The organism is Paenisporosarcina sp. P4_B8 (assembly GCF_056402175.1).
Map to the genome: position 1 here is coordinate 1 of NZ_JBFUHX010000006.1, position 25,868 is coordinate 25,868.

The following is a 25,868-nucleotide window of genomic DNA, read 5'->3' on the forward strand; positions in this document are numbered from 1 at the left end:
GCGACTCCATCACCGTGGAGTCGCTATTTTTATGGATTATGAATATGGATTATGAATATGGAATCTCACCAAGTAAACTTGCTTTTGAAATCTGTTTGATTGATAAAGTGCTTCGTTTGATTGATAAATACTTAGTTTGATTGACAATGTAGCCAGTTTGATTGATAAATCTCCAGTTTGATCGACAAATCCTTTTTCAACGTTCACCGCTGTCTCATCATTAAGTTAAGTTAGTTGAGATACACGAATAAAACCATCTCAATATAATTTCTTTTCAAGAACAGCAAGCTTCCTGAAATTCTTATCATAACTTTGACGTTCGAGGAGATTATTTAGCCAAAACTTCGCTCTCACGTCATCGCCATTTTTGATGAAAGCCTCAATGGCTTGTTTAAAGGGACTACGATATGAAAAAGGCTCGTCGATCACTAGCTCAAATCCTTTATGATAACAACCGGATGCTTTCCGGTAGTTCATCATTTTAGAATGAAGAATCCCTAAATAAATGTAGCCGCTTGATCTTTCTTCGATCGAAAATTGTGGGTGTATGGCTGCTTGTTCCATCGTTGCAATTGCTTTTTCTTTCTGGAATATATGAGAATAGGCATTGGCTTTATAGACATAGTCTTCATAAGATTTTAATGGTTTTAGCAATGCAATCAAAAACAATAGATTCACCTCGTTTTCAGCTTTTTGATTTAAGTTTACCCATAAATGGATAGTAAAAGCCTTCCGCGAAATCGGAAGGCTTTCGATAATCATCCAGTAAATACTTGATCATACGGATAACGATAATTGACTTTTTTCGGCTTCATTAATAAGAAGAACAATGTGAGTGAGCCGATTCGACCAACAAACATGACCACACATAATAATACTTCGCCTAAGTCGCTCAGTTGCCCAGTAATTCCCATCGATAATCCGACTGTTCCAAAGGCTGAAACGACTTCAAATGCGAGCGGAAGAAATGGGATTTTTTCTGATACGGTTAACAAGAAGATAAAGGCCATCACGAACAATGTACTGATTGTTGTAATTGCCAATGAACGAATTACCGTATCGATACGTATGGAGCGACCGAACAATTCCGGTTCGCCCCGTTGGCGGAAGAACGCAACTGTAGCAAGAATAACAACCATAAAAGTGGTTAGTTTGATGCCTGATGCCGTTGATGCACTCCCTGCACCAATAAACATGAGCATCATGGTTAGCAAAATCGTAGGATCTTCCAAGTCACCATAATTCACGGTATTGAATCCTGCCGTACGAGGAGTAACTCCTTGGAAATAGGATGTCATAATTTTCTCGTAAAAAGTCATGTTTCCTAAAGAGGCAGGGTTTCCGTATTCTAACAGGAAAAACGTGACGGACGCTAACACGTTGATGCTGATTGTACCGATAATCATCATTTTCGTGTGAAGAGACCATTCTCTGAATGATTTTTTCTGGTGAATGTCAACAATGACAGTAAAACCAAGTCCACCTATAATAAATAAGCTGGATAACACTAAATTCACGATGGGATCACCCGAGAACCCAATCAAGTTATCCGGGAATAAAGCAAACCCCGCATTATTAAAAGCGGAAATAACATGGAATACACTTAAGTAAAGTGCTTCTGAAAAACCGAATCTGGGAGTCCAATGGAGGGTCATGATGACAATCGCAATGGACTGAACCGTTAAAACGAATGTCAAAATCAACTTCACTAGTTTGACGATACCCCCGACAGATTGTTGATTGAAGGACTCTTGCAAATAGATACGGTTTTGAAGGCCGATTTTCTTTCCAAGTAAAATGAGTAATGCTACGGCAAATGTCATCAAGCCGATTCCCCCGCATTGGATGAGGAACATAAGTACTCCTTCACCAAACCAAGTCAAAGTTGAGGCAGGGTCAAAAACGCTGAGTCCCGTTACGGTTGTCGCAGACGTCGCAACAAACAAAGCATCCGTCCACGAAATAGGTGTGTTCGTGGCAAAAGGAAGCTTTAAACAAAGCGTACCTAGCAGAATTAAAAACAAGAAACTTCCCGCGATTAACAGGGGCGGAGTCAATAAAAATTTTTTCTTATTCCTTGGACGCATAATCGCACTTCCTAATTGGTGAGTATGAAAATATTAACTAACTTTATGCTTCTTTAAATAGACTGTCAACTAAAAATTTGATTGATTAGATGAAACTGCGTAAACTGAAGGGAAAGGAGGAGATACACTCATGAAAACAGAACAACAATACTTTGATGAAGCCATTTCTTTGAATGAATATATGGAGAAAATGGAGTCCCATAAAGACAACAGCTTTCATATTTATGAACAATTCCATGTCCCTCAAGACGATGAATTCATTTCCTTATTAAAAGATAAATCGCCACGCATTTTAGGTATTACTGAAGATTGGTGCGGGGATGCTATGATGAATAATCCGGTTTTGCGTCGTGTTGCTGAAGCTGCAGATATCGAGGTCCGAGTAGTTTACCGAGATCAAACTTTGGACTTAATGGACCGTTATTTAACAAACGGTGGCCGATCAATCCCAATTTACTTATTGTTGAATCAAGATGGAAAAGTCATCGCGAAATGGGGTCCTCGTGCACCGAAACTGCAAGAATATGTGATGGAACTTCGTAAAGAAATGCCCGCATCAGATGACCCAACGTTCAAAGACAAGAAAGAGGATTTTATTGAGAAAGTCACAGCTCAGTACATATCTACACCTGAATACTGGTTGTGGGTTTACGAGGACATCCGTAAGGAATTTACAGCAGCACTGCAAAAACAGTCATAATTGTTCTACTGAGTGCATTCGTATATAATAAAGAAATCAAGCCGAGGCATATGTCCGGCTTCTTTTCGTGGACTATTCCTGCTGAACTGCTTCGCAGGGAACTTTTCAGGTCGCTCAGGAGTCCTAGCTATTAGAAAAAAATGTAAAGCAGGAAGAAGGAAATGTGTATGAAACGTGCACGCATTATTTACAATCCAACATCTGGCCGTGAGTTATTCAAAAAACACTTGCCTGAGGTTTTAGAAAAATTAGAGAAGGCTGGTTACGAAACATCGTGTCACGCAACGACGTGTGAAGGTGACGCTGTTGGAGCCGCTAATTATGCAGTCGAGCGAGGATTTGACCTGGTGATTGCAGCTGGTGGGGACGGCACGTTAAATGAAGTAGTGGCCGGAATCAGTAAATTTGAAAAGCGCCCGAAAGTTGGCCTAATCCCAATGGGAACGACTAATGACTTTGCGCGCGCACTTCGAATTCCTCGAGATATTGATAAGGCAGTGAACATTATTTTGGCGAATGATACAATTCCCGTTGATGTTGGCGTTGTCAATGATCGCTATTTTATTAATATCGCGGGCGGCGGGAAAATAACTGAGTTAACGTATGACGTACCGAGTAAGTTGAAAACTGTACTTGGTCAACTCGCATATTATTTAAAAGGAATTGAAATGCTGCCGTCTATTCGCGCTTCCCAAGTAAGGATAGAATACGATGGGGAAGTGTTTGATGACGAAGCGATGATGTTTCTTGTGGGCCTGACAAATTCAGTAGGTGGATTTGAAAAACTTGCTCCCGACTCGAGCGTCAATGATGGCCTATTTACGTTACTCATTTTGAGAAAGTGTAACATTGCCGAGTTTATTCGATTGGCAACCCTTGCAATACGTGGTGAGCATTTGGAAGATCCTCATGTTGTTTATAAAAAAGCCAAACATATCACTGTATCAGCAGACGATCATGTCCAACTAAATTTAGACGGTGAATACGGTGGGAATGCACCAGCGGTATTTGAAAATTTATATCGTCATATTGAAGTGTTTGTTCCTATCAACGACATTCGTGAACAAGACCGTCCATAATTAAATTAATTTGTAGAGCATTTCCTGGAAGACCAGGAAATGCTCTTTGTTCTTTTTATAGTAACTTGTAAAGAAAGTATTCATTTACCGGTTTTCCATCAATCATCAATGTATGGATTATCTCTCCTTTTACTTCAATCGGTCGATTCCTCATGTCTCTTTCTTCTCAGACTTAGCATCTCAACTGCAACATCCTGTGCACCTGCAAGTTTTGGCAACGTTCCGAGTGGCTCCCAACGGAACTGGAATGTAAGGCCGTTATCTAGTCCATCACAAACCACAAGGTGCTCCCAATTTTGTTGGTCACCTGCATAATCCAGATGAAAAAAATTACGTTCATGTACTGTGTCTTTTCCATTCGGATAATAGTTATACTTGTGGATTTTTCCAATAAAGGACAGATTGTCACGCGTGATACCTGTTTCTTCATTAATTTCCCGGTACAATGCATCAATTAGTTGCTCGTCTTCTTCGATTGTTCCGGCTGGAACTTGCAAGCCTGCTTCCGGATGTTCTTTGTGCTCGAAAACAAGTAATTCCAAATTGGGTGCCAGGCCTTTTGTTATGTACGCCAACACTTTACGCTTCGTTTTCATCGCATTCACCTCGAAAATTAAGTATGATTTACTTAGAATACAAAATGCTCAGAACTTTCGCAATATCAATATGTGATAGTTTTCACATTTCCTTCACAGGGACGTGACAAAATCGATACATCCCGTGATTTTGAACGGCTCTAATTGGGGTATGATAGAAAGTAAGGAAGGTGACGACATGTATAAAAAACAAGAGAAAAAGTTGATGTGGCTTGCGTTTATTGTGGCAACCATTATGATGTTGTCGATAATAGGTAGGATTTTCTGAAGTTAATAGGAGGGGATTCAAGTGGGGAATGAAGAAGCAGTATTTTTTAGTAGGATATTAACTGAACTTACGCTATCGTTTCATATTATCTATGCCACCATTGGGGTAGGTATTCCGCTCATGATTATGATCGCCCAGTGGGTGGGAATCAAGAAAAATGATGAACATTACATTCTTCTCGCAAGACGTTGGGCACGTGGTTTCGTCATCACAGTTGCAGTGGGCGTAGTCACAGGGACGGCCATTGGTCTCCAACTTTCATTACTATGGCCGAACTTTATGGAGCTGGCAGGTAATGTGATAGCTTTGCCATTATTCATGGAAACGTTCGCGTTTTTCTTTGAAGCCATATTTTTAGGGATTTATTTATATACATGGGATCGATTTGAAAATCAAAAGAAACATTTATTATTACTGATTCCGGTTGCAGTCGGGGCATCATTTTCAGCGGTATTTATTACGATTGTGAATGCATTCATGAATGCTCCTCAAGGATTTGACTTGGTAGATGGGGAATTGATTAACATCAATCCTCTGCTGGCCATGTTCAACCCTGCAATGCCTACTAAAGTGGCGCATGTTGTTGTGACAGCCTACATGACGGCAGCATTTGTGCTTGCTTCGATTGCTGCTTACCGATTATTGAGAGGCTCCAATCATGTGTACCATAAAAAAGCCTTGTTTTTGACATTGAAGCTCGGCCTTATCTTCTCTATTGCATCGGCGATTATCGGGGACTTCTCCGGGAAATATTTGGCGGAGTACCAGCCTGAAAAACTCGCTGCTGCGGAATGGCATTTTGAGACGGAAGAAAATGCTTCGTTAGTCATGTACGGCGTTCTGGACGATGGGGAAGTTAAGTATGCCATCAAAATTCCATATGTGCTGAGTATTCTTGCCCATGGCGACCCATTCTCTGAAGTTAAGGGACTTGATCAAGTGCCTGATGATGTAGAACCACCACTGTACATTCATTACTTATTTGACATGATGGTGACTATCGGCATGTGGCTAGCTTTCCTTTCTGCCGTCTATGTATTCGCGGTATGGAGAAAGTGGTCGATTGTACAGACGAAATGGTTCAGATGGCTGCTTGTTGCGAGCGGACCGTTAGCAGTACTGGCAATTGAATTCGGTTGGTGGCTCGCAGAAGTAGGCCGTCAGCCTTGGATTTTGCGAAACATCATGCGAGTGGAGGATGCGGCTACGACCAGTGGCCAAGTGGATTTAATGCTGGTGCTATTTGCCGGTCTATATCTGATTCTTGGAGTAGGTAGTGTCGTCATTCTCCGACGCATGTTCAAGAAGAATCCAGTGGAGCAAGAAATTGAGGATAGACGCAAAGAAAAAGGCGGTGACTTCGTATGACGCTCGAAATAGTCGGACTTTCTGTCTTATGGATTTTCCTGTTTGGCTACTTGATAATCGGATCCATCGACTTTGGTGCAGGTTTCTTCAATGCATATAACACACTGACTAGGCGTGACCATATCCTGACGAACATTATTGAGCGCTACCTCTCACCTGTATGGGAAGTAACAAATGTATTTCTCGTTTTCTTCTTCGTCGGGATTATCGGTTTCTTCCCTAAAACTGCATTCTACTATGGGACGACGTTATTGGTTCCTGCAAGCATCGCGATCATCCTGCTTGCAATCCGCGGATCCTATTACGCATTTGCGATGTATGGCTCATATGGGCATAAAGGATATACCTTCATGTACGGGTTATCCGGTTTGTTTATCCCAGCATCACTTTCGATCGTTTTGACGATTTCCGAAGGCGGATTCATCTCGATGGTAAATGACCATCCCGTCTTGGATTACTGGAAGCTCTTTACGAGTCCGTTGACCTGGAGCATTGTTGTATTGAGCATCGCGGCACTGCTTTATATTTCTGCTGTCTTCCTGACTTGGTATGCCAATAAAGCAGGTGACCGATCGGCAACTGAATTGCTTCGTAAGTATTCGCTCATTTGGGCATTGCCAACGATTATCACAGCAGGTGGAATCATCTTCGAGCTTCGCGGACATAATCCGGAACACTATGCGCGCATTCTTGATTTATGGTGGGTGTTTGGTATCTCATTCCTGATGTTTGTCGGAACGGTATGGCTGATTTTGAAACGTAAAAATTATGGCTTGGCGTTCGGTTTGTTGACTGGGCAGTTTGCCTTGGCATTCTTCGGCTATGGGATTTCACATTATCCGTACCTGTTATATCCTTATTTGACGATTTACGATAGTTTCACGAACGAAGCGATGGCCATCGCCTTGATTGTTGCTTTCATTGCGGGACTTGGATTATTGCTTCCATCCTTGTATTTATTGTTGAAGTTGTTCCTGTTCAATAAAGACTACGTTCGTGGGAATAAAGATAACCACGCCTAAAGGAGGCCAATCATATGACGGATTTTATGATTTTTTACGCACCATTCATCGTCCTCATCGGTGCCATCATCACAGCATTTTGGTTTGCCCCAAAAGACGGACCATTACGAAAAAAAGAATAGGTAAATGAAAACGCTTGGATATGATTGAATATCCAAGCGTTTTTTTATTCTGGTTAAATAGTTGAAACCAAAACCTGTTTTACGTTTAGGTTCGATGATGACCTTCTTCAATTTCACCTGTAGGTTTAAATCTGATTTTTTCGTATGTAACAATGGCACGGACATTATCATGTATGACGGACAGATAAATTTCATCGCATGCCAATTCCTCGATCATTGCTTGAATGACCAATTTCAACGCAGGAGTCCCATAACCCTCGTTGGGACAATCGGGTCGACAGATTATTTGATTTTCGTTAATGGACAAGTCTTTTAGTGGCGAATTGTCTATGGGAAAATTAAAGTATTTGACAATTTACCCTTAAATAGAATATATTAATAGTAATTAGTTGAATCGTAACTCCTAAAGGGGAGTAGCTTTTACAGCAAAGTCGTCATTTCGGAGGCCAAAATCTCCCGGCTTTATTGGCAACGACTTCGTTGTTAGCAAGACCTTTACCAACATTGGTAAAGGTCTTTTATTTTTTCAAAAACCTTTGCCGTTTCCGGTAAAGGTTTTTTTATTTTTATTTTTGGAAACGGACCAATCGAAATGGAGCCTCTCAACTAAATACAAATTACAGGAGGATTTATATGATACTGAGGAAATACATGGCGTTAGTTGGAATAGGGTCGGCAAAAATTGATTTGATTCTTGAGAAAGATATTTACAGGCCGGGTGAGCTAGTTAAGGGAAATTTCTTGGTAAAAGGAGGTACGATTGAACAACAATTGAAACGAATCGATTGTGATTTGGTGAAGACCTGTGAAGGGGACAAAACCGAAGAAGAAATAATCGATTCCGTAACCATTTTTACCTCAAAGCTGATTGAATCAGATGCCACTAATCAGGTTCCTTTCACATTTAGGCTCCCATTAACCATGCAGCCAGCTGTCAGTGCATCTTATCGATTCCAGTCCCGACTCGCTTTCAAACAGGGAGTGGAAAGCCTAGACCACGATGTCATACAAGTAATTGCAGTAAATGAATCTGTATAACCTTCGCATTTTGCCAAGATAATTTAATTGAATTCTAAAGGAGGAATCAGTAATGGATATTTCAATCTTGATGGAATATGGATGGGTATTATTACTACTGATTGGACTCGAAGGATTGCTTGCTGCAGATAACGCGCTAGTTCTAGCAATCATGGTCAAACATTTGCCGGAAGCCGAGAGAAGAAAGGCTTTGTTTTACGGACTCGTTGGAGCGTTCGTTTTCCGCTTCGGTTCATTATTCATCATTTCGTTCCTAGTGGACGTATGGCAAGTGCAGGCAATCGGAGCACTGTACCTGTTATTCATCGCCATTAACCATATCGCACGAAAACTTTACTTTAATAACAATGGCGTACAAAAGGAAGCAAAGGAAAAGAAAAAAGCAGGTTTCTGGGGTACGGTATTCAAAGTGGAATTGGCGGACATCGCATTTGCGGTAGATTCAATTTTGGCGGCAGTAGCTCTAGCTATGACACTTCCGAACACCAATCTTCCTCCAATCGGCGGCATGGACGGCGGTAAGTTCCTTGTCATTTTCACTGGAGGTCTCATTGGCTTGATCATCATGCGTTTTGCAGCCAACTTCTTCGTCAAGTTGCTTCATTCAAAACCGGGTCTAGAAATTGCAGCGTTTGCGATTGTGGGCTGGGTAGGTGTGAAACTTGCCGTCCTAACGTTGGGACATCCAGACGTTGGCGTTATTTCATATGAATTTGCCCATTCCACAGAGTGGAAGTTGATTTTCTACACTGTGTTGATTGGAATTGCAGTGGCAGGCTGGTTCCTGGCGAAAGAAAAGGATGTAGAAGAACCACAAGAGAAAGATCTTCCACTATAAACAAATTCAAAACGCTTGAATCAATGTGAGATCCAAGCGTTTTTTTATGAGTTCAACGCTTCAAATATCTTTCCTTGATAATCTTCACATGGTGAAGTTCATGACCTGCAATGATATAGGCCAGTGCTCGGACAGTTATTTCTCCGTTGTTTGCGATGCCTTTTCTCGGCCACGTATTTTCATTCAACCCTTTGATTAAACTGACAGTTGAATATCGGACTGCCACCAATTCTTCAAGCAAATCTGATAAGGAGCGGGAATGAAAAGAAGCTTCTCGGACATAGTGTTCGTCATCGTAACCAGACAATGGCGTTTGATCGCCTCTAGCTATTCGTAGTAGTCGGTAACTCATTATCCGTTCAGTGTCCGTGATATGACCAATGACTTCTTTCAATGTCCATTTGTTCTCGGCATAGCGATAATTCGCCTGCGTTTCATCGACACTTGAAAATAGTGTAATCATGTCCTGAATCTGTGTGTTCAGAATATCTGTCAGTTCACCATCTGGTACCAGCCCGATATAGTTTTCGTAATAAGCAGGGTATTCATCACGTAGAGGTTTTTTAAGCATCGTTTTTCTCCTTTGTTCATACTTTTAGTTTTTGAACGTTTGACAATTAACATTCTATTATATATAAGTTAATGGATACATATTCTTTGTACCATATTCACTATTTCCAAGGAAAGTAGCAAAGCTTAAGAGAATTGGAATTGCATTTTTAATAACATGGGGTTTAGAGAAATAAGATGAGAAGGTGGATATGTTATGGAAAACAAATATACAGCAGCGGTAATAAAAGCAATCGGAAATTCAGTGGGAAATATTAATGAAATGCCAAAAACGGAAGTCATGGATCTTTACTTAAAATCATTTGGTACTGAAGTGAGCGGGACAGAAGTACGTGAAGTGGTAGAGGGCGTTTTCGGTATAGATTTGAATTACATTTCAGAAAAAAACTACGGTAATAAAGTGTCCATGTACAACATTTCTGTCATGGAAAGTCTTCGCAGGTCCTTAAATGTAACTGCAGTCTCAACGGAACTGGATGCTGAAATTATGGACATGCCTAAAAATGAAGTCATGGATCGGTACATCGAAGTTCAGGATAAATCTATTACTGGAGCAGAGATAAGAGTATTGATCAATCAGATTTTTGGTGTGAATCTGGATGGAATCTCTGGGTTGGAACATGCGGGAATTTCCATTCGTTCTAAAGGACAATGGGTTCTATCTGGTGACACAAACCTGCTTATTGTCTCTTCCAGTCTCGATGATGTAGAGCTATATGTAGCTCCAACAGAGTATTTTGAAGAATCTACCGGTTCGAATCAAATACCAGATTCTTTGAAGAACGACCTAACACAGCTCGGATTGTCATATAACGCAGAACCGAATCACTTTATCTATCGCAATCCTACCAATGAATCTGTGCCGGATGCTCTTAAAGGACAGGTAATGGGAATCGTATTAGGAACGATTCAATCCATGAAACAACAAGACGCTAACAAATTAAAGTAATGTAGTAGAACTGTTGCATAATCGAAATATAGAAACCGCTTGGGTTGTAACGAACCAAGCGGTTTTCTAATGGGTTTAAGTATTTTCTTTACGGATAATTTCTACGTTTTTCTGATGGCAGTCATTCGTGAAATTCGATGGGAAAGGCATCTCTTTTTCCAAGGTCAGAATGGCTACCGCATCTTCTCTTTTCACGGCATCAATCAATCTCTCAAGATAATCATGTGCCAGCTTAATTCTTCGTTTTATCTCGTTTTCATTTTCAGTAGCTTGTCCATGCCCTGGAACTAGTACCTTAATATTATGAGAATCCAAAATTGCTTGCGCTTTATGAAGTGTTTCTAAGTATGCATTTGCACTATCGAATAAATAGGGAAGTTCAAAATCGGAAAGATAGTCCCCTGTTATCCAGATGCCCAGCGGCTCGATGACAGTAAATAATCCATCATGCGTGTGTCCGGGGGATAAATAAAAGGTCATCGTTGTATCGCCTAGTACGAGTTGTTGTGCATCCTTTTCAATGACCAAATCAATTGTTGGGAACTCTATAGGATAAGTTCTCTCAACATAATATTCATTATCAAAATGCTGGATTAAATCGAGCTTGTATTGTTTTCTCGGATGTTCCTGCATACCCTTACTACCGATTACTTTGGCATCCGGGAATGCGTGATATCCGATTATGTGATCAAAATCACCATGTGTGAATAACAGATATAAGTCTTTGCCGTTGCGTATGCTTGCCACAAATTCCTGTATCTCCTTAATTTCAAGGGGGAGCCAGGTGGGATCGACAACCAAGATCAAGTCATCCGTCTCAACTACTGAGCTTGTCGTTTTCCATAGCGCGCTCTGAAAAACCGTCAAACTGTCTTTTTGAAAGATAATCATTTTGACTCTCCGTTCGAAGGAATTAATAAAATTTTCCCTGTGCTCTGACGGCTTTCCAAGTAGCGATGGGCTTCCTGTCCCTCATGCAAAGCAAACGTTGTCGGCTTCGCTAATTTCACTTTTCCTTCTTCCATCCATCGGAACAACTCACCTGAACGAGCCACTCGTTCTTCTCTAGAGATCAAGACATTCCATAAGTCTCCGCCTGTAAGTGTTTTAGATGTATCCATCAACATACGTGGGTCAACCGAAACCGGGTCACCACCAGCCATTCCATAGAAGACAACCGTACCACCGACTCGAGTTGCCGCAAAACTGTCCATCAATGTAGAACCCACGGACTCATACACGACATCTACACCTTTGCCGTTCGTTTCATGAAGAACTGCCGATTTCCAGTCATCCTTGTAAAGAAACACAACATCCGCGCCGGCTACTTTCGCTGCTTCTGCTTTTTCCTCTGAAGATGTCAAACCAATCACTTTTCCACCAAGCAACTTGGCTATCTGAATTAGAAGCTGCCCCACACCGCCAGCAGCCGCGTGTACAAGTACTACATCGTTCTTTTTCACTGCATAACTGTCTTGCGTTAAATAATGGGCAGTCAACCCTTGTAACAAGACGGAAGAGGCCTCTTCAAATGAAATGGCTTCCGGTAGGGGGATGGCTTTATCCATTGGAACAGCCACCAGCTCGGCGTTGGCAAACGGGACATCCGCAAATGCAATTCGGTCGCCGACTTGAATGCCTTGAATATCTGCACCGACTTGATCCACAATGCCTGCGCCTTCATAGCCCAGAATATAAGGAGGTTTCCCCTCAAGGTGGTAGTTCCCTTTTCTCCTATAGACATCGGCAAAGTTCAAGCCAATCGCTTTCATGCGGACCAATACTTCGTTTGGAGCAATCACAGGATCCGGCATGTCATGGTATTCCAATACTTCCGGTCCGCCAAATGTGTTATATATAAGTGCTTTCATAGTAAAACCTCCATTGATAAAGCGAGATGATTCCGCCTTACTTTCATTCTAACCGCTTTTACGTAAAACCTAAAACAAGAGTTCCTAAGAGTATTGGAACATTTAACCAGGTTAACCGTCTAATTCTGAAACGAAGATAGGGGCTTACTAGATGAGAAAAAAGTTGATTTTGTTTGGAATCCTTTGTGCCATGTTGGCAGGTTGTAATTCTGAAGAGGATGAAATGAAAGGTGAAGCTCAAATCATCGGAACAGTCACTGATAAAAGATCCGGTAGTATTTTAGTGGAAGAGGAAGATTCCGAAATGGTCTGGGTAAGGGTACCGGAAGAGCAAAGCATATATGATTATGAAATAGGACAAGAGGTTCTGGTATGGACAGATGGTGCTTTAATGGAATCCGATCCACCAAAAGCGAATGCACTGCATATAGAAATAGTGGATAAATAACAAAAGGTTTCCGAGACATTTGGGGACCTTTTTATTCTGAACATAAATTTTTTTAAAGGTGTTGAACGACTAATATTGAATATATAGGTATGACTAAAAATAAAAACGATATAAAGGGGTTTAAAAAATAAATGGATATTCAAGTACATACAAAATTAAAAATAATGAAACCCGCACATGAGGTGTTCAATGCGTTTGTTGAACCGGAGCAAATGGCTAATTTTTGGTTTTCAGCTGGTTCTGGAAAATTGGAACAAGGCAAGACCTTTACCTGGAGATATGAAGAATACAATGCAGAAGTGGAAGTAACCGTAGTGGAAATTCAGGAAAATAAAAAAATTGTCTTCAAATGGGGTCCATCAGAAGAAGAACATACTGTAACGATTACTTTCAACGAACTAGATGATATGACGACAGTTATAGAAGTGAACGAAGAAGGCTGGAATGAAAATGACGAAGAATTAATTAGTCAATTATTAAATAACAAAGAAGGCTGGGTTTATATGCTGACCTGCCTAAAAGGGTATTTAGAAAATGGCATCAGCAATTTGAGAGCGGCAATCGTGCACTGATTAACCTCGAATTATGATAGGAGATTATTTATGCAAACTATTGGTCTAATAGGTGGTATGAGCTGGGAATCCTCAGCTAAGTATTACCAGCTAATCAACCAGGAAGTAAAAAAGCAACTAGGTGGATTACATTCGGCTAAAAGTATTATGTATAGCGTGGACTTCGCTGAGACGCAACGGTATCAAGCAGAAGGTGAGTGGGAAAAAGCCGGACATGTATTAGGAGATGCTGCACTGACTTTAGAAAAAGCGGGAGCAGATTTTATTATCATTTGTACGAATACTATGCACAAAGTGATTGCATATATTGAAGAAAAAATCAGCATCCCTATCCTACATATTGCGGATGCCACAGCGAATCAAATCCTTAAGTCTGATGTACGTACGATTGGGTTACTAGGCACTAAATATACAATGGAACAAGACTTTTATAAATCACGCATTGAGTCTAATGGGATTAAGGTTCTAGTGCCTAATCGTGAGGACCGTGAAGTTATTAACAGGGTGATTTTTGAAGAGTTGTGCTTAGGAGATATCCAGCAATCTTCAAGGGAGTCCTATCAAAAAGTGATCAAGAGTTTAATAGATGATGGAGCAGAAGGAATTATCTTGGGGTGTACAGAAATTGGATTATTAATAAGACCTGAAGATGCTGAAGTTCCTTTATTTGATACAACAGTTATACATGCCCTGGAAGCCGTTAAAATGGCATTAGAATAGAAAATTCTTGGGGGTTTAAAAATGAATGTTATTCTTACTGTTTTTTTAATAACTTTAAGTTTAATAGGAGTAATTTCGTTCTCACTTTTTTTAGTGAGATTATTAAAAAATGCAATCTTGCGAAATAACCATTCAAAGAGATGAAAAAATAATTAAGATCATTGATTTGATTGAACAAGAGCGAACTAACCAATGTGATGGTTAAAGAGAAGGGGGCTTCCAATAAGGAAGCCCCCTTCAATATGATTAATAGATGGGAAGACTCAATTGCCAAGAAACACCGAATCGATCGTTAATCCATCCAAACTTTGGACTGAATGGATAGGCACCCAGCGGCATCAATACTTCTCCTCCTTGAGATAATTTCTCGAAAGCTTGATCAATTTCTTCTTCGGAGTCACATGTCACAAACAATGAAATCGACGGGGTGAATGTAAAAGCATGCTGAACATAACTGTCACTAGCCATGAACTCTTGTCCTTTAATAGAGAATATAGCGTGCATAATTGAACCTTCTTTGCCGCCTTGGTTCGCTTCGTAACGAGTAATATTAATGATTTCGGACTGATCAAATAGTGACGTATAGGTATTGATTGCTTCTTCCGCAGCCCCTTCAAACATTAAAAATGAATGAATCTTTTGTTTTGCCTGTTGCAATGTAATCGCTCCTTGATAGTGAATTTTTTTTGTGTAAGCACATAAAAATGAAAACACGACTATCTTTTTTCAACTCTTTCAATATTACCACCCGAATTGAAATACACGTCCATGAATTCTTCATATTTAGCAACCTTGTTTGTCAGGTCGATAGAAGCATTTCCAACAAAAGCCGACACATATACCATATCCCGAGACTTTTCGTAAACGTACCTGTATTCTATATCTGGATCGTCGTTGAAATATATATCTTTTACATATCCGGAATCGAAGTGGTCATAGAAATCTCTTTCGATTCTTGCTTCCTCCAGATTTGCCTCTTGTAATTCAATTACCTTGCCAATCCGATCATCCGCCAATTTTTTGTAATGAAACGAATTTAACTTAAGCACCACAAAACAGATCAGGATGGTTAAAACCACTTTAAGGAGAAATTTGGGGAACTTCCTGATTATCATTTCGATGCCCCCATTTTATTTTTAGATAGTCTATACAATAAAACTTCTAGTCTATTAAGCGTAGTTTACTATTAACCTATAAATTTTCATAGGTCAAAATAAATGTAACACCAACCCAGAGTGACTGCACATATTTTGCCAAGCTCCATATGGTAACCAAAAGGAGTGATTTTTTATGAACTGGCAACAGAAAATCTGGCACTTAATTGGTCAGCCGATAGGTGTTTCATTTACAAATGGTCAAGGAACTTCCGGTATATTATGCAATGCTGATGGCGATCAACTTTACATCATGGAGTACTTATATCACACACAGTTTGCGATTAAGCATTATGAATATCATACGATCCAAGACATAAATCCATTTCCACCTTGTCAGCAGCGCTTATATTAAGTAGGAGACGCTGAAATGATCATCGTTAATGACATGTAAAGGTGAATAGATAAATGGTATAAGCCATTCTGCTTTTTTCATGCCTTCATGCTACAATAAAAGCAATTGAAATGGAGGAAGTTGAATGTCTTTACCAGTACAAAAAAACGACCGAATCACGGTTCATATAGAAGATCTGACGCATGACGGAGCGGGAGTCGCCAAAGTAAATGGCTACCCGTTATTTATCGTGGGCGCACTGCCTGGAGAAATGGCAGAAGTCCATGTCCTGAAAACCTTGAAATCGTATGGCTTTGCCAAATTGATTGAAGTTATCAAACCATCTGAACACCGTGTTGCACCACCTTGCCATGTATTTGATGAATGTGGAGGCTGCCAAGTTCAGCATCTATCCTACGAAGGACAGCTTCTGTGGAAACAGCAAATGGTTAAAAATGCGATGACTAGAATCGGCAAACTGCCAGACGTGCCTGTCCTTCCTGTAAAAGGAATGGACAACCCTTGGCGTTACCGCAACAAATCTCAAATTCCATTCGGTTTGCAAGATGGACGAGTGGTCGGTGGGTTCTATAAAACCCGTTCACATGAAATTGTCGACACGGATATCTGCATCATCCAGACCGAAGAAGCGGACGACATCCTACGTGAATTGAAGAAAGAACTCGGCAACCTCGGCATAATGCCGTATGAAGAAAAATCTCACCAAGGGATGCTGCGACATGTTGTTGTGCGCAAAGGCCGCGCAACTGGTGAAATCATGGTCGTGCTCATTACGAAGAAAAAGAAATTCAAGGAAAAAGACGAAGCAGTGGCCGTTATCCAACGTCTCTTGCCACAAGTCACTTCCATCGTTCAAAACGTAAACGAAGAAAAAACAAACGTCATCTTCGGCGACAAGACCATCACACTTTGGGGCAAAGACGCCATTGAAGATTTGATCGGGGATGTGCGTTTTGAAATTTCAGCGCGTTCGTTCTATCAAGTGAATCCAGAACAAACCGAAGTGTTGTACCAACAAGCACTGGACTACGCACAACTGACTGGTGGAGAAACCGTCATTGATGCCTACTGCGGAATCGGCACAATTTCATTGTTCCTTGCTAAAAAAGCGAAACAAGTACTGGGTGTGGAAATCGTTCCACAAGCCATCGAGGACGCAAAACGAAACGCGGAAATCAATGGCTTCACAAACACTTACTTCGAAGCTGGTCCAGCAGAAGTCGTCATCCCGAAATGGTATAAAGAAGGAAAAACTGCCGATGTACTAGTAGTCGATCCTCCACGTAAAGGATGCGACGAAGCATTATTGCAGACGATTTTGGAACAAAAGCCGAAGCGTGTTGTTTATGTATCATGTAATCCAGGTACCTTGGCAAGAGATTTACGCATATTAGAAGATGGTGGGTATGTTACGCAAGAAGTACAACCAGTCGATATGTTCCCACAGACGACACATTGTGAAGCAGTGGCTTGGTTGGAGTTAGTATAATTTATATAAGAACGTATTTCCCATCGAGGATACGTTCCTTTTTTCATTTGGCTTTATATTTTTTGACCGAGAGTTTGAAGTTGTATCCATAGTGAGAGGAATTGAGTTTGACATGATAGATAATTTTTGGCGTGATTTACCACGACCATTTTTTGTACTTGCACCAATGGAAGATGTGACAGATGTTGTTTTTCGTCACGTAGTAAGTGAAGCCGGTCGACCGGATGTATTTTTCACAGAGTTTACAAACTCGGATAGCTATTGTCATCCAGAGGGCATGAAAAGTGTGCGTGGCCGTTTGATTTTTACAGAAGATGAACAGCCATTGGTGGCACATATTTGGGGGGATAATCCCGAATATTTCCGTCAAATGAGTATTGGCATGGCGGAGCTAGGATTTAAAGGCATCGATATTAATATGGGCTGCCCTGTACCTAATGTGGCATCGAGAGGGAAGGGTAGTGGCCTCATTCTGCGTCCAGATGTTGCGGCAGAACTTATTCAAGCAGCAAAAGCGGGAGGACTGCCTGTCAGCGTGAAAACACGACTTGGCTATGAGGATGTAAACGAGTGGGAGGAGTGGCTAACGCACATTTTAAAACAGGATATTGCGAACCTTTCTATTCATTTACGTACAAGAAAGGAAATGAGCCAAGTAGATGCGCATTGGGAGCTAATTCCGGAAATCAAAAAATTACGTGACCGTATCGCACCAAATACGCTGCTAACAATCAATGGAGACATTCCTGACCGTCAAACTGGGCTGCAGCTTGCTGAACAATATGGTATTGATGGCGTTATGATCGGGCGAGGTATTTTTAAAAATCCTTTTGCTTTTGAAAAAGAGCCAAAAGAGCATAGCAGTAAAGAATACCTTGATCTTTTAAGACTGCAGCTTGATCTTCAAGATCAATATGCGGAAGCACTGCCACGTTCAATCACAGGGCTTCATCGTTTTTTCAAAATTTATGTCAAAGGATTCCGTGGAGCTGGTGAATTAAGAAATCAATTGATGAACACGAAATCAACAGATGAAGTGCGTACATTGCTTGATAACTTTGGAAAAGAATGTTGATGAGACGGGGACAGTGAAATGATATAACTCTCAAAAAGTGAGAGAAAAAATGAATCACATCAACTCATGTGTTCACTTTCAAGAACTATCAAAGGGGTAAAATATAAATGAACTGGAAAAAAAGCGGATTATGGATTATTATTTTTTTCACTGTAAAAGGTACGCTTTCTACACTATTAATTGTTACAGGTGCTAAATATTTTAATTTATCATATATGCAAATTTTAGTACTAGTACTGGTATTGTTACTGATTTCTCTAACAGGTCGTAAATTCCTTCATAGACGTAAACAAACCAGTAAAGCAAAAATGTAAAACGGAGTGCCAAAGAATTGGCGCTCCGTTTTTGTTATATATTTAGCATATGCTTCTACTTGTTGTAGAGGGACCAAAGATTGTGGTGGTGAAGTTGGTGCTCCTGCATCTGGTCATTGACCTATCAACTTGTACTCACATACATGTGTATTTTAGCTATAAAATATTTAATTACCCTTATGGTGTCATATAAGTATTGATCTGCATATGGTACACCAAGTGATTGCCAAGTGATTATAGAGGCGAAATCCTTTCTTCTAATGGATGAAATTGAATTGTTACGAATCAAAAAGATATGAGTTATGGAACCGTAGCATACATTTATGGAGCCTAACTTTTTTAAAACACATAACAATAATTTTATAGGGAGTGGTTTGGGCTGGCATGCTCATTGTGGTAGGGCCATTTACAACAAGTAAATTTCGGTTTGCAGGATTTAAGGTGAAGGTTTGATTGATTGGTAATAATATCGGGGCATAAGATATTACTTAATAAATACTAATAAACAGTAGCTAGAATTCTTTTAGAACGTAGGAAAATGATGATTATAGGTATTATGTAAAGGAGCATGTTATGAATAATTATTACGCTAGGACGAATATGAATCCTCCGAATGTAGTTTCGTTTGCTCGTGGAGATGTAACTGGGGATAGAGTACCTGATAATGTCTATTTAACCGGCATAATGACTCCAGATAGTCCATTTATTCAAAATATTACCCTGCTCGTTCAAGATGGAAGATCTGGCGAGTTAACAAGTGTCCCACTTCGTGAAAATGCAGGCTACAATCCTACTGTATTCTTGGGGGATTTTACTGGGAATGGAGTAGATGATATTTTCATAAGTATTGCTACAGGTGGTAGTGGTGGAATTATGTACCATTATATTTATTCCTTTGTGGATAATACAGCACAATTATTATTTGATTTTAATGTATATAATGAGCAGTACCAATATGAGGTTACTTATCAAGATTATTACAAAGTGGAAGTTGTTAGCATGATAAATAATAAAAAGTACATTATAGACATCTCAACAAAAGGCACCGAGTATTTAAATGAAATATATGATGAAAATGGAAAATTGAAGAGTCCTATTACTGGATTTGTAAATCCTCTTAGTGGTTTATATCCTGTAGATTTTGATTTAAATAAACGGTATGAGCTATTGGCCTATCAGAAAATTGCTGGGAGATATAATGCTGATTCTTTAGGGTTTGTTTTGAATACTTTAGCATGGTTGGATAATAGGTTTGTTTTGCAAAATCAGAATGTTGCTATTTGGGGATATTAGGATATCAAGTTTATAAAAACCTCATTTAGATACACCATGGGGAACCTTACCACAAATATGTGCGGTTTTAAATTAAATTAAATAAAAAACTAAGGCTGATTTTCTTTACTAAAAGAAAATCAGACTTTATAAATCATATACAGATTTTTTCATGTACTTTTATTACTGTGTAGTTAATCCACCATCGATAACGGATTCTGAACCTGTTGAGTGACCGGTACCCCCTATATATAATATATGACAAAATCTGGGCTACATAGATTAGAGTGCATGGCAAACTGGGATACCGAAAAACGGCTAATTGAATGGAGAACCCTAAAAGTTTTCTACTCTCCTTCGAGCTATTGGTACTTTAGTTGAGTAAGGCACAATAAGATAGCTTTTTTTCGTATTTTATTATTTAACAATCTAGGCGCATTGATCTAATAGATCAAGCGTCTTTTTTTTGTGTCAGATTGTATTATTCTACGGACTGTTCTTGCGAGAATATATGATAACGTTAATCAAATGAATTTCATATTTATGAAATTATTTCACAAAAGATTGAATTTTACTCTGATATATATTATATTATTCACGAATATGAAATTCGGGGTGAAGTGATGAATATAGGAATGGAAATAAAGAAATTGAGGACTGAAAAAGGAATTACTTTGAAAGAGTTAAGTGAAAAAAGCGAACTATCTGTTGGATTTCTGTCTCAATTAGAAAGGGGGCTTACTACCATAGCAGTGGATTCACTTGAAAAACTAGCTGATATTTTGGAAGTACATTTAACACATTTTTTTGATTATCCACTTAAAAGGAAAGATATGGTTTTAAGAAGTTATGAACAAAAAATAATGGATTCAGTAGAAGGTGGTTTTATTAAGTATAGTTTAAGTACAAATTTGGAAAATAAACAACTTGTTCCAAGGCTTATAGAAATTCTTCCTCAAAAGGAAGATGAAGAAATATTATCCTATAAGCATGAGGGAGAAGAGTTCATTTATGTTTTAGAGGGTATATTAACAGTTTACATAAATGGTAATAGGCATGAAGTATATCCTGGTGACAGTGTTCATATGGACTCAAATATTGCCCACAATTGGGCTAATTACACTAATAAAATGGTCAAGCTTATAGCTGTTAATACGCCTAATTATATCTACAATAGAGGATCTGATAATACAGATGCTGACTAGTAAAGACATTATATAAAGTTAATAGAAAGTGGTAATTACAATGGATAAATTAATATTATATCTAATTGGTTCTTTTTTTGTAATCGGAGCTATTGATTATATTACCGGGAATCATTTGAAACTGGGTGGGAAATTTGAGGAAGGCATAAAGACCATGGGGGCTTTAGGGCTTGGCATGATAGGAATAATTTCATTAGTCCCTATATTTACAAATTTTTTATCTGTTGTGATTATTCCAATCTGTAGATTTTTTCATCTAGATCCCTCTATAGTTCCAGCAGCATTTTTAGCTGTAGATATGGGGGGCTATCAAATGGCTAATGAGCTAGCATTGACAGAGGAAATTGGGGCATTCTCAGGAATTATCATTGCATCTACTTTAGGAGCCACAATTAGTTTTACAATACCTGTCGCGTTAGGGATGCTTTCTAAAGAGGATGAAAAATACTTTTCTAAGGGTGTGTTGGTTGGAATTATTACTATACCAATAGGATGTCTTGCAGCAGGCTTATGGCAAAAAATAAATATCAATATATTAGTGTTGAATCTGGTCCCTATATTTGTTTTTGCCATTATTTTAGGGGCAGGATTATTAAAAGTTCCTCATTTTTTTATAAAAGTTTTTAATGTATTTGGAAAGCTTATAGTGAGTTTGAGTACTGTTGGGTTACTTTTACAAGGTATAGAAGTGATATTTGATGTAAGGCTTGTATCAGGATTAGCACCACTATCTGAATCTACTGTTATAGTAGCCAAGATCGCATTGGTTTTAGGTGGAGCATATCCTATGCTAGCGCTTATTAATCGAATTTTTAAAAATAGTTTTGAAAAAATAGGGGAGAAATTTGGAATTAATTCAGTGTCAGTAGCAGGCATTCTAGGAAGTTTAGCTAGTAATCTGCTGATATTTGGAACATATAAGGAAATGAATCCTAAAGGAAAAGTGGTATGTACTGCCTTTGGAGTAAGTGGAGCATTTGTATTTGGTGGTCAACTTGGATTTGTGTCAGGAGTAGCACCAGATATGATAGGAGCATTTATAATATCAAAGCTTACAGCCGGAATAATTAGTATAGTACTAGCCGCATGGCTGTATGACCGTGAAAGTAAAGAATTTAGTCTTAAGGAAAATGGAGGTATTAGTAATGAATATCAGAGATAGGGTCGAAAAGTTAAGGCAGCTAATGAAAGAAAATCAAATGGATGCTTATATAATTCCCAGTTTTGATGCACATCAGAGTGAATATGTAGCAGAACATTGGAAATGTAGACAATGGATATCGGGATTTACAGGGTCAGCAGGTACTGTAGTTATTACATTAGAGGATGCTGGGTTATGGACAGATGGTAGATACTATATTCAAGCTGAAGAGCAGCTTGAGGGCTCAGGAATCAGATTATTTAGAATGATGGATCCAGGGGTACCATTTTATTCAGAATGGCTAACAGATGTTCTTAATGAAGGAGGCATTGTGGGCTTTGATGGAAATGTTTTTTCAATTAATATGGTTAAAAAGATGGAAAAAGATCTAAAAGCAAAGAGAATCGCATTAAAAATGAATCAAGATTTAATTGGTGATCTGTGGGAAGATAGACCGGAGATTCCTAAAGGACCAATGTTTACTCATGACGTAAAATATGCAGGCAAATCACGAGTAGAAAAATTAAGTGAAGTAAGAGAAGAAATGAAAAATAAAGGATCAAATTATTATATTTTAACTTCCCTTGATGACATTGCATGGCTTTTAAATATAAGAGGAGCCGATGTGCCTAACAATCCAATTGTAATAGCTAATGTAATCGTAGCAGAACATAAATGTTATTTATTTATTGATTCTTGCAAGGTTCCCGCTTTGGTTAAATTAGAACTGGAGGCTGAAGGAATCGAGTTAAAAGCGAATCATGAAATACAAACATTCTTGAGAAATCTTTCAGACGGAGATGCCGTTATTTTAGATACGAATAAAACAAATATCAGTTTATATAATGCCATTAACAGTAATACAAAGAAAATTAAAATTCCTAACATCACGACTAATTTAAAAGCTATTAAAAATGAAGTTGAGATAAAAAATTTAAAATGGTGTGAAATAAAAGATGGTTTAGCTATGGTGAAATTTATAAAATGGCTAAAAAGCTCTGTAGATAAAGAAGAAATTACAGAGATTACTGCAGAAGAAAGATTAGAAGATTTCAGAAGGGGGCAGGAAGGATTTGTTGGACCTAGCTTTGATACGATAGCGGGTTATAAAGAACATGCTGCGATGATGCATTATAAAGCCAATAAAGAAACCCAATATACTCTTAAGAATGAAGGTCTTTTTTTAATTGATTCAGGCGGACAGTATTATGATGGAACAACAGATATTACAAGAACGATTGTTTTAGGAAAACTTACCGATGAACAAAAAAGAGATTTTACTTTGGTGTTAAAAGGATTTATTGCATTAAGCTCAGTAAAATATTTATACGGAGCAACAGGCTCTAACTTAGATGTTTTAGCAAGACAACCAATTTGGCAGTATGGTTTGGACTATAAATGCGGGACTGGACATGGGGTAGGTTTTTTCTTGAATGTTCATGAAGGACCACAAAGCATAAGGAATGATAATAATAATGTTATATTAGAAAAAGGCATGATTATTACGAATGAACCCGGAATTTACCTCGAAGGTAAATATGGAATTAGAATTGAAAATATGATGTTAGTAGTTGAAGACGAGAAAACAGAGTTTGGTCAATTTATGAAGTTTAAAACAATCACGTATTGCCCAATTGATTTGGCCGGTATCAATAAAAATATGTTAACAGAGAGTGAAAAGCAATGGTTAAATAATTATCATCAAGAGGTATACACGAAGCTAGCTCCTTATTTAAATGAAGAAGAGAGAGTATGGCTAAGGGAAGAAACTAGGGAAATATAAATAGGTATTGCCGAATACAAGTAATATTTATCGCCTTAAAGTATAAAATCAATGAAATTCACTAACCTTGCAGATTCATTTAAAGTACAAGTAGAAATTACAAAAGAGACATATGGCTTAAATGGAATTCTAGGTGTTTACTTTATGATTAAGTTGGATCTAATCATTGATTTTAGAGAAAAAGCAGCGATTCGAAAATAAAAAAATTTCATATAGATGTGCCACGAAGAAGCGTATCATAATGTTATTCAATAATATGGCACTGTAATGGAGCATGAAAAATTAGCCTAATTTCTCAGCGTTAAATTGAGAAATTAGGCTTTTTAATATTGAATTTTCCTTAACTATATTAGGCTTCCGATTAAAAGGGGAAAAGTTCCATTCTCTCAAATAAAGCAAGAGTTAGTGCAGCGAATAATTAACCCCCCTCAATGAAATTATTTAATGAAAAGGGCTTATCTAACACAATAGGACAATATTTTGGGATAAATAAAAAACAATAGCGAATTAATTTTAAGATTAGAAGCAATCATTTACTTATTTATATTTACTTTCTCTTATTATGATATTAATCAAGGATTTACATCAATCATCTAAACTTATAAGAGTAATAGATTTTATAAGGAGATGAGCAATATGAAGAGGAAAAATTTTATATTAGCAACAATGGCTACCCTTATGGTGTGTTCAGCGGCAAGCCAAGTGTCAGTACAACCAGCCTCAGCCGCTATAAACCCGTCTTGGTCACACAACTCGAAGAGCTTTGGTCCCAAAGAGTTTGATCTTCAGGCGCACCGCGGCGGACTTGGGCTCACCGTTGAGTCCACAATTGCATCGTTTTCCAAGGCCCTTGAGCTCGGGGTGAGTACACTCGAACTTGACGTGCAGATTACCGAAGACCATCAAGCAGTTATTACTCACGACCGTAAGATATCGGGTGCCAAGTGTACAGACAAAGGCCCGGCATTTGCTGGCGACCCTGAGTACCCTTACGTTGGCAAGTATATAAAGGATCTAACTCTTGCTCAGGTACGTACGCTGGACTGTGGTTCACAAATGTTGCCGCAATACCCAGGTCAGGCCCTGAGCACAGGTGCACAGATACCACTTCTATCCGAGGTTTTCGATCTTGTCAAGCTCTACAACGCTAATAATGTCTGGATGAATATCGAGACGAAGGTGGAAGCCGGGGCACCGGAGCAAACAGCTCCACGTGAAGAATTCGTGCAGATTGTTGCCCAAGAGGTTCGCGAAGCCGGAATGCTTAACCGAGTTTCAATCCAAAGCTTCGATTGGGGTGCGCTCATGCGGATGAAAGAGGTTGAACCTCGCTTGCCTCTAATCGCACTGACTAACGGTCCTCAATTCCTGCAACCAGGTCAGCCGGGTGCATCTCCTTGGTTGGGTGGTATTGACATAGACGACTTTGGGGGAGACCTCGTTGCGGCGGCCCACTCGTTCGGCGTTGACGCCATTTCACCAGTTCATGGTTTCCCGCAGAATGGAAAAGTCACTGATGAGAGCTATGTGCCGTATGTGACAAAGAGTATGGTTCAGGATGCGCACAAGTACGGCATGAAGGTCATTCCGTGGACAGTCGACGACGAGCCTACTATGGACAAGCTTATCGATGATGGCGTAGATGGAATCATCACTGACTACCCAGACCGCCTACGTGTGGTCATGGAGCAGCATAATCTTAAACTACCTAAGAGTTATTCTGCTCGCAAAGAGTAATGGAAATGAAAAATTTTTATATAGTTGAAAAAGGAACCTGGACTATAGATAGAGAATACTTACATTATAGAAACCCCTTTTATCAAGGTGGAAGA

The 25,868-nt window shown here is 39.1% G+C and carries 30 protein-coding genes and 1 pseudogene; 21 read left to right on the forward strand and 10 right to left on the reverse strand.

The genetic code is table 11. The features are described 5' to 3' along the window. Nucleotides 1–258: 258 nt before the first annotated feature. Both AC1DSK_RS07280 and AC1DSK_RS07285 read right to left on the reverse strand, forming a co-directional pair. Entirely contained in the window at nucleotides 259–669 is a 411-nt protein-coding gene (locus AC1DSK_RS07280) for a hypothetical protein (RefSeq protein ID WP_477598144.1), read from the reverse strand. 89 nt (nucleotides 670–758) lie between these two features. Beyond that, entirely contained in the window at nucleotides 759–2,087 is a 1,329-nt protein-coding gene (locus AC1DSK_RS07285; RefSeq protein ID WP_477547326.1) for a TrkH family potassium uptake protein, read from the reverse strand. Nucleotides 2,088–2,217: 130 nt separating this feature from the next. On the opposite strand from AC1DSK_RS07285, the gene AC1DSK_RS07290 reads away from it, so the two are divergent. Further along, nucleotides 2,218–2,787, forward strand: coding sequence for a thioredoxin family protein (locus tag AC1DSK_RS07290; RefSeq protein ID WP_477547327.1), 570 nt, complete (start codon nucleotides 2,218–2,220; stop codon nucleotides 2,785–2,787). A 167-nt stretch (nucleotides 2,788–2,954) separates the two neighbouring features. Next, on the forward strand, nucleotides 2,955–3,866 hold the full coding sequence (locus AC1DSK_RS07295) for a diacylglycerol kinase (protein WP_477547328.1): 912 nt from the start codon (nucleotides 2,955–2,957) through the stop codon (nucleotides 3,864–3,866). A gap of 134 nt (nucleotides 3,867–4,000) precedes the next feature. On the opposite strand, the gene AC1DSK_RS07300 is transcribed toward AC1DSK_RS07295, so the two are convergent. Beyond that, nucleotides 4,001–4,462: an NUDIX hydrolase gene (locus AC1DSK_RS07300; RefSeq protein ID WP_477547329.1), complete on the reverse strand. Its 462-nt coding sequence runs from the start codon at nucleotides 4,460–4,462 to the stop codon at nucleotides 4,001–4,003. Between the two features lie 289 nt (nucleotides 4,463–4,751). Between AC1DSK_RS07300 and AC1DSK_RS07305 the strand changes: the two genes are divergently transcribed. The 3 genes from AC1DSK_RS07305 to cydS are packed head-to-tail and all read left to right on the forward strand — an operon-like array spanning nucleotide 4,752 to nucleotide 7,242. After that, complete coding sequence (locus AC1DSK_RS07305) at nucleotides 4,752–6,098, forward strand: cytochrome ubiquinol oxidase subunit I (RefSeq protein WP_477547330.1); 1,347 nt, start codon at nucleotides 4,752–4,754, stop codon at nucleotides 6,096–6,098. Further along, nucleotides 6,095–7,120 carry a cytochrome d ubiquinol oxidase subunit II gene (locus tag AC1DSK_RS07310; protein ID WP_477547331.1) on the forward strand — a complete coding sequence of 342 codons (1,026 nt, stop codon included), beginning with the start codon at nucleotides 6,095–6,097 and terminating at the stop codon, nucleotides 7,118–7,120. Before AC1DSK_RS07305 ends, AC1DSK_RS07310 begins: the two co-directional genes overlap by 4 nt. Before the next feature lie 14 nt (nucleotides 7,121–7,134). Then, a complete protein-coding gene (gene cydS / locus AC1DSK_RS07315; RefSeq protein ID WP_016429400.1) occupies nucleotides 7,135–7,242 on the forward strand; it encodes a cytochrome bd oxidase small subunit CydS family protein in 108 nt (35 codons plus the stop codon). 85 nt (nucleotides 7,243–7,327) lie between these two features. On the opposite strand, the gene AC1DSK_RS07320 is transcribed toward cydS, so the two are convergent. After that, nucleotides 7,328–7,549: a GNAT family N-acetyltransferase gene (locus tag AC1DSK_RS07320; RefSeq protein ID WP_477547332.1), complete on the reverse strand. Its 222-nt coding sequence runs from the start codon at nucleotides 7,547–7,549 to the stop codon at nucleotides 7,328–7,330. Between the two features lie 326 nt (nucleotides 7,550–7,875). Between AC1DSK_RS07320 and AC1DSK_RS07325 the strand changes: the two genes are divergently transcribed. Then, nucleotides 7,876–8,280 carry a sporulation protein gene (locus tag AC1DSK_RS07325; protein ID WP_477547333.1) on the forward strand — a complete coding sequence of 135 codons (405 nt, stop codon included), beginning with the start codon at nucleotides 7,876–7,878 and terminating at the stop codon, nucleotides 8,278–8,280. Nucleotides 8,281–8,332: 52 nt separating this feature from the next. Then, entirely contained in the window at nucleotides 8,333–9,118 is a 786-nt protein-coding gene (locus tag AC1DSK_RS07330; protein WP_477547334.1) for a TerC family protein, read from the forward strand. A 52-nt stretch (nucleotides 9,119–9,170) separates the two neighbouring features. Here the strand turns inward: AC1DSK_RS07330 and AC1DSK_RS07335 are convergent, their stop codons facing one another. Next, nucleotides 9,171–9,689, reverse strand: a complete 519-nt coding sequence (locus AC1DSK_RS07335) for a DinB family protein (protein ID WP_477547335.1) — start codon at nucleotides 9,687–9,689, stop codon at nucleotides 9,171–9,173. 195 nt (nucleotides 9,690–9,884) lie between these two features. On the opposite strand from AC1DSK_RS07335, the gene AC1DSK_RS07340 reads away from it, so the two are divergent. Beyond that, a complete protein-coding gene (locus AC1DSK_RS07340; protein WP_477547336.1) occupies nucleotides 9,885–10,637 on the forward strand; it encodes a hypothetical protein in 753 nt (250 codons plus the stop codon). A 75-nt stretch (nucleotides 10,638–10,712) separates the two neighbouring features. Here AC1DSK_RS07340 and AC1DSK_RS07345 read toward each other — a convergent pair whose 3' ends face one another. Both AC1DSK_RS07345 and AC1DSK_RS07350 read right to left on the reverse strand, forming a co-directional pair. Beyond that, a complete protein-coding gene (locus AC1DSK_RS07345) occupies nucleotides 10,713–11,528 on the reverse strand; it encodes an MBL fold metallo-hydrolase (RefSeq protein WP_477547337.1) in 816 nt (271 codons plus the stop codon). Beyond that, on the reverse strand, nucleotides 11,525–12,508 hold the full coding sequence (locus AC1DSK_RS07350) for a quinone oxidoreductase family protein (protein WP_477547338.1): 984 nt from the start codon (nucleotides 12,506–12,508) through the stop codon (nucleotides 11,525–11,527). Before AC1DSK_RS07350 ends, AC1DSK_RS07345 begins: the two co-directional genes overlap by 4 nt. A gap of 151 nt (nucleotides 12,509–12,659) precedes the next feature. Between AC1DSK_RS07350 and AC1DSK_RS07355 the strand changes: the two genes are divergently transcribed. From AC1DSK_RS07355 to AC1DSK_RS07365, 3 genes are all read left to right on the forward strand, one after another. Continuing rightward, entirely contained in the window at nucleotides 12,660–12,956 is a 297-nt protein-coding gene (locus tag AC1DSK_RS07355; protein WP_477547339.1) for a DUF3221 domain-containing protein, read from the forward strand. A 131-nt stretch (nucleotides 12,957–13,087) separates the two neighbouring features. Continuing rightward, on the forward strand, nucleotides 13,088–13,528 hold the full coding sequence (locus AC1DSK_RS07360) for an SRPBCC family protein (RefSeq protein ID WP_477547340.1): 441 nt from the start codon (nucleotides 13,088–13,090) through the stop codon (nucleotides 13,526–13,528). A gap of 30 nt (nucleotides 13,529–13,558) precedes the next feature. Next, the gene (locus AC1DSK_RS07365) at nucleotides 13,559–14,248 is read left to right on the forward strand and encodes an aspartate/glutamate racemase family protein (RefSeq protein ID WP_477547341.1); all 690 of its coding nucleotides are present in this window, start codon (nucleotides 13,559–13,561) and stop codon (nucleotides 14,246–14,248) included. Between the two features lie 246 nt (nucleotides 14,249–14,494). Here AC1DSK_RS07365 and AC1DSK_RS07370 read toward each other — a convergent pair whose 3' ends face one another. Together AC1DSK_RS07370 and AC1DSK_RS07375 are read right to left on the reverse strand one after the other, a co-directional pair. Continuing rightward, nucleotides 14,495–14,905 (reverse strand): VOC family protein, encoded by a 411-nt coding sequence (locus tag AC1DSK_RS07370; RefSeq protein WP_477547342.1) that lies wholly within the window; start codon nucleotides 14,903–14,905, stop codon nucleotides 14,495–14,497. Between the two features lie 59 nt (nucleotides 14,906–14,964). After that, nucleotides 14,965–15,363, reverse strand: a complete 399-nt coding sequence (locus AC1DSK_RS07375; protein ID WP_477547343.1) for a DUF3139 domain-containing protein — start codon at nucleotides 15,361–15,363, stop codon at nucleotides 14,965–14,967. A gap of 175 nt (nucleotides 15,364–15,538) precedes the next feature. Here AC1DSK_RS07375 and AC1DSK_RS07380 point away from each other — a divergent pair, with 175 nt between their 5' ends. The 4 genes from AC1DSK_RS07380 to AC1DSK_RS07395 all read left to right on the forward strand — a co-directional run bounded on the left by AC1DSK_RS07380 (nucleotide 15,539) and on the right by AC1DSK_RS07395 (nucleotide 18,635). Then, nucleotides 15,539–15,757 carry a hypothetical protein gene (locus tag AC1DSK_RS07380; protein ID WP_477547344.1) on the forward strand — a complete coding sequence of 73 codons (219 nt, stop codon included), beginning with the start codon at nucleotides 15,539–15,541 and terminating at the stop codon, nucleotides 15,755–15,757. 124 nt (nucleotides 15,758–15,881) lie between these two features. Further along, the gene (gene rlmD, locus AC1DSK_RS07385; protein ID WP_477547345.1) at nucleotides 15,882–17,246 is read left to right on the forward strand and encodes a 23S rRNA (uracil(1939)-C(5))-methyltransferase RlmD; all 1,365 of its coding nucleotides are present in this window, start codon (nucleotides 15,882–15,884) and stop codon (nucleotides 17,244–17,246) included. A 112-nt stretch (nucleotides 17,247–17,358) separates the two neighbouring features. Beyond that, nucleotides 17,359–18,321: a tRNA dihydrouridine synthase gene (locus tag AC1DSK_RS07390; protein WP_477547346.1), complete on the forward strand. Its 963-nt coding sequence runs from the start codon at nucleotides 17,359–17,361 to the stop codon at nucleotides 18,319–18,321. 107 nt (nucleotides 18,322–18,428) lie between these two features. Continuing rightward, nucleotides 18,429–18,635, forward strand: a complete 207-nt coding sequence (locus tag AC1DSK_RS07395) for a hypothetical protein (RefSeq protein ID WP_016429386.1) — start codon at nucleotides 18,429–18,431, stop codon at nucleotides 18,633–18,635. Nucleotides 18,636–18,913: 278 nt separating this feature from the next. Here AC1DSK_RS07395 and AC1DSK_RS07400 read toward each other — a convergent pair. Beyond that, nucleotides 18,914–19,105 (reverse strand): annotated as a pseudogene (locus tag AC1DSK_RS07400) (hypothetical protein); the annotation flags it as partial. A 103-nt stretch (nucleotides 19,106–19,208) separates the two neighbouring features. Between AC1DSK_RS07400 and AC1DSK_RS07405 the strand changes: the two are divergent. From AC1DSK_RS07405 to AC1DSK_RS07430, 6 genes are all read left to right on the forward strand, one after another. Continuing rightward, the gene (locus AC1DSK_RS07405) at nucleotides 19,209–19,928 is read left to right on the forward strand and encodes a VCBS repeat-containing protein (protein WP_477547347.1); all 720 of its coding nucleotides are present in this window, start codon (nucleotides 19,209–19,211) and stop codon (nucleotides 19,926–19,928) included. Between the two features lie 602 nt (nucleotides 19,929–20,530). Then, entirely contained in the window at nucleotides 20,531–21,112 is a 582-nt protein-coding gene (locus tag AC1DSK_RS07410; protein ID WP_477547348.1) for a helix-turn-helix domain-containing protein, read from the forward strand. Between the two features lie 40 nt (nucleotides 21,113–21,152). Beyond that, on the forward strand, nucleotides 21,153–22,274 hold the full coding sequence (gene eutH / locus AC1DSK_RS07415; RefSeq protein WP_477547349.1) for an ethanolamine utilization protein EutH: 1,122 nt from the start codon (nucleotides 21,153–21,155) through the stop codon (nucleotides 22,272–22,274). Further along, entirely contained in the window at nucleotides 22,258–24,036 is a 1,779-nt protein-coding gene (locus AC1DSK_RS07420) for an aminopeptidase P family protein (protein ID WP_477547350.1), read from the forward strand. Before eutH ends, AC1DSK_RS07420 begins: the two co-directional genes overlap by 17 nt. A 51-nt stretch (nucleotides 24,037–24,087) precedes the next feature. After that, complete coding sequence (locus tag AC1DSK_RS07425; protein WP_158268345.1) at nucleotides 24,088–24,237, forward strand: hypothetical protein; 150 nt, start codon at nucleotides 24,088–24,090, stop codon at nucleotides 24,235–24,237. A gap of 435 nt (nucleotides 24,238–24,672) precedes the next feature. Continuing rightward, nucleotides 24,673–25,773 (forward strand): glycerophosphodiester phosphodiesterase family protein, encoded by a 1,101-nt coding sequence (locus AC1DSK_RS07430; RefSeq protein WP_477547351.1) that lies wholly within the window; start codon nucleotides 24,673–24,675, stop codon nucleotides 25,771–25,773. The last annotated feature ends 95 nt before the right edge of the window (nucleotides 25,774–25,868 follow it).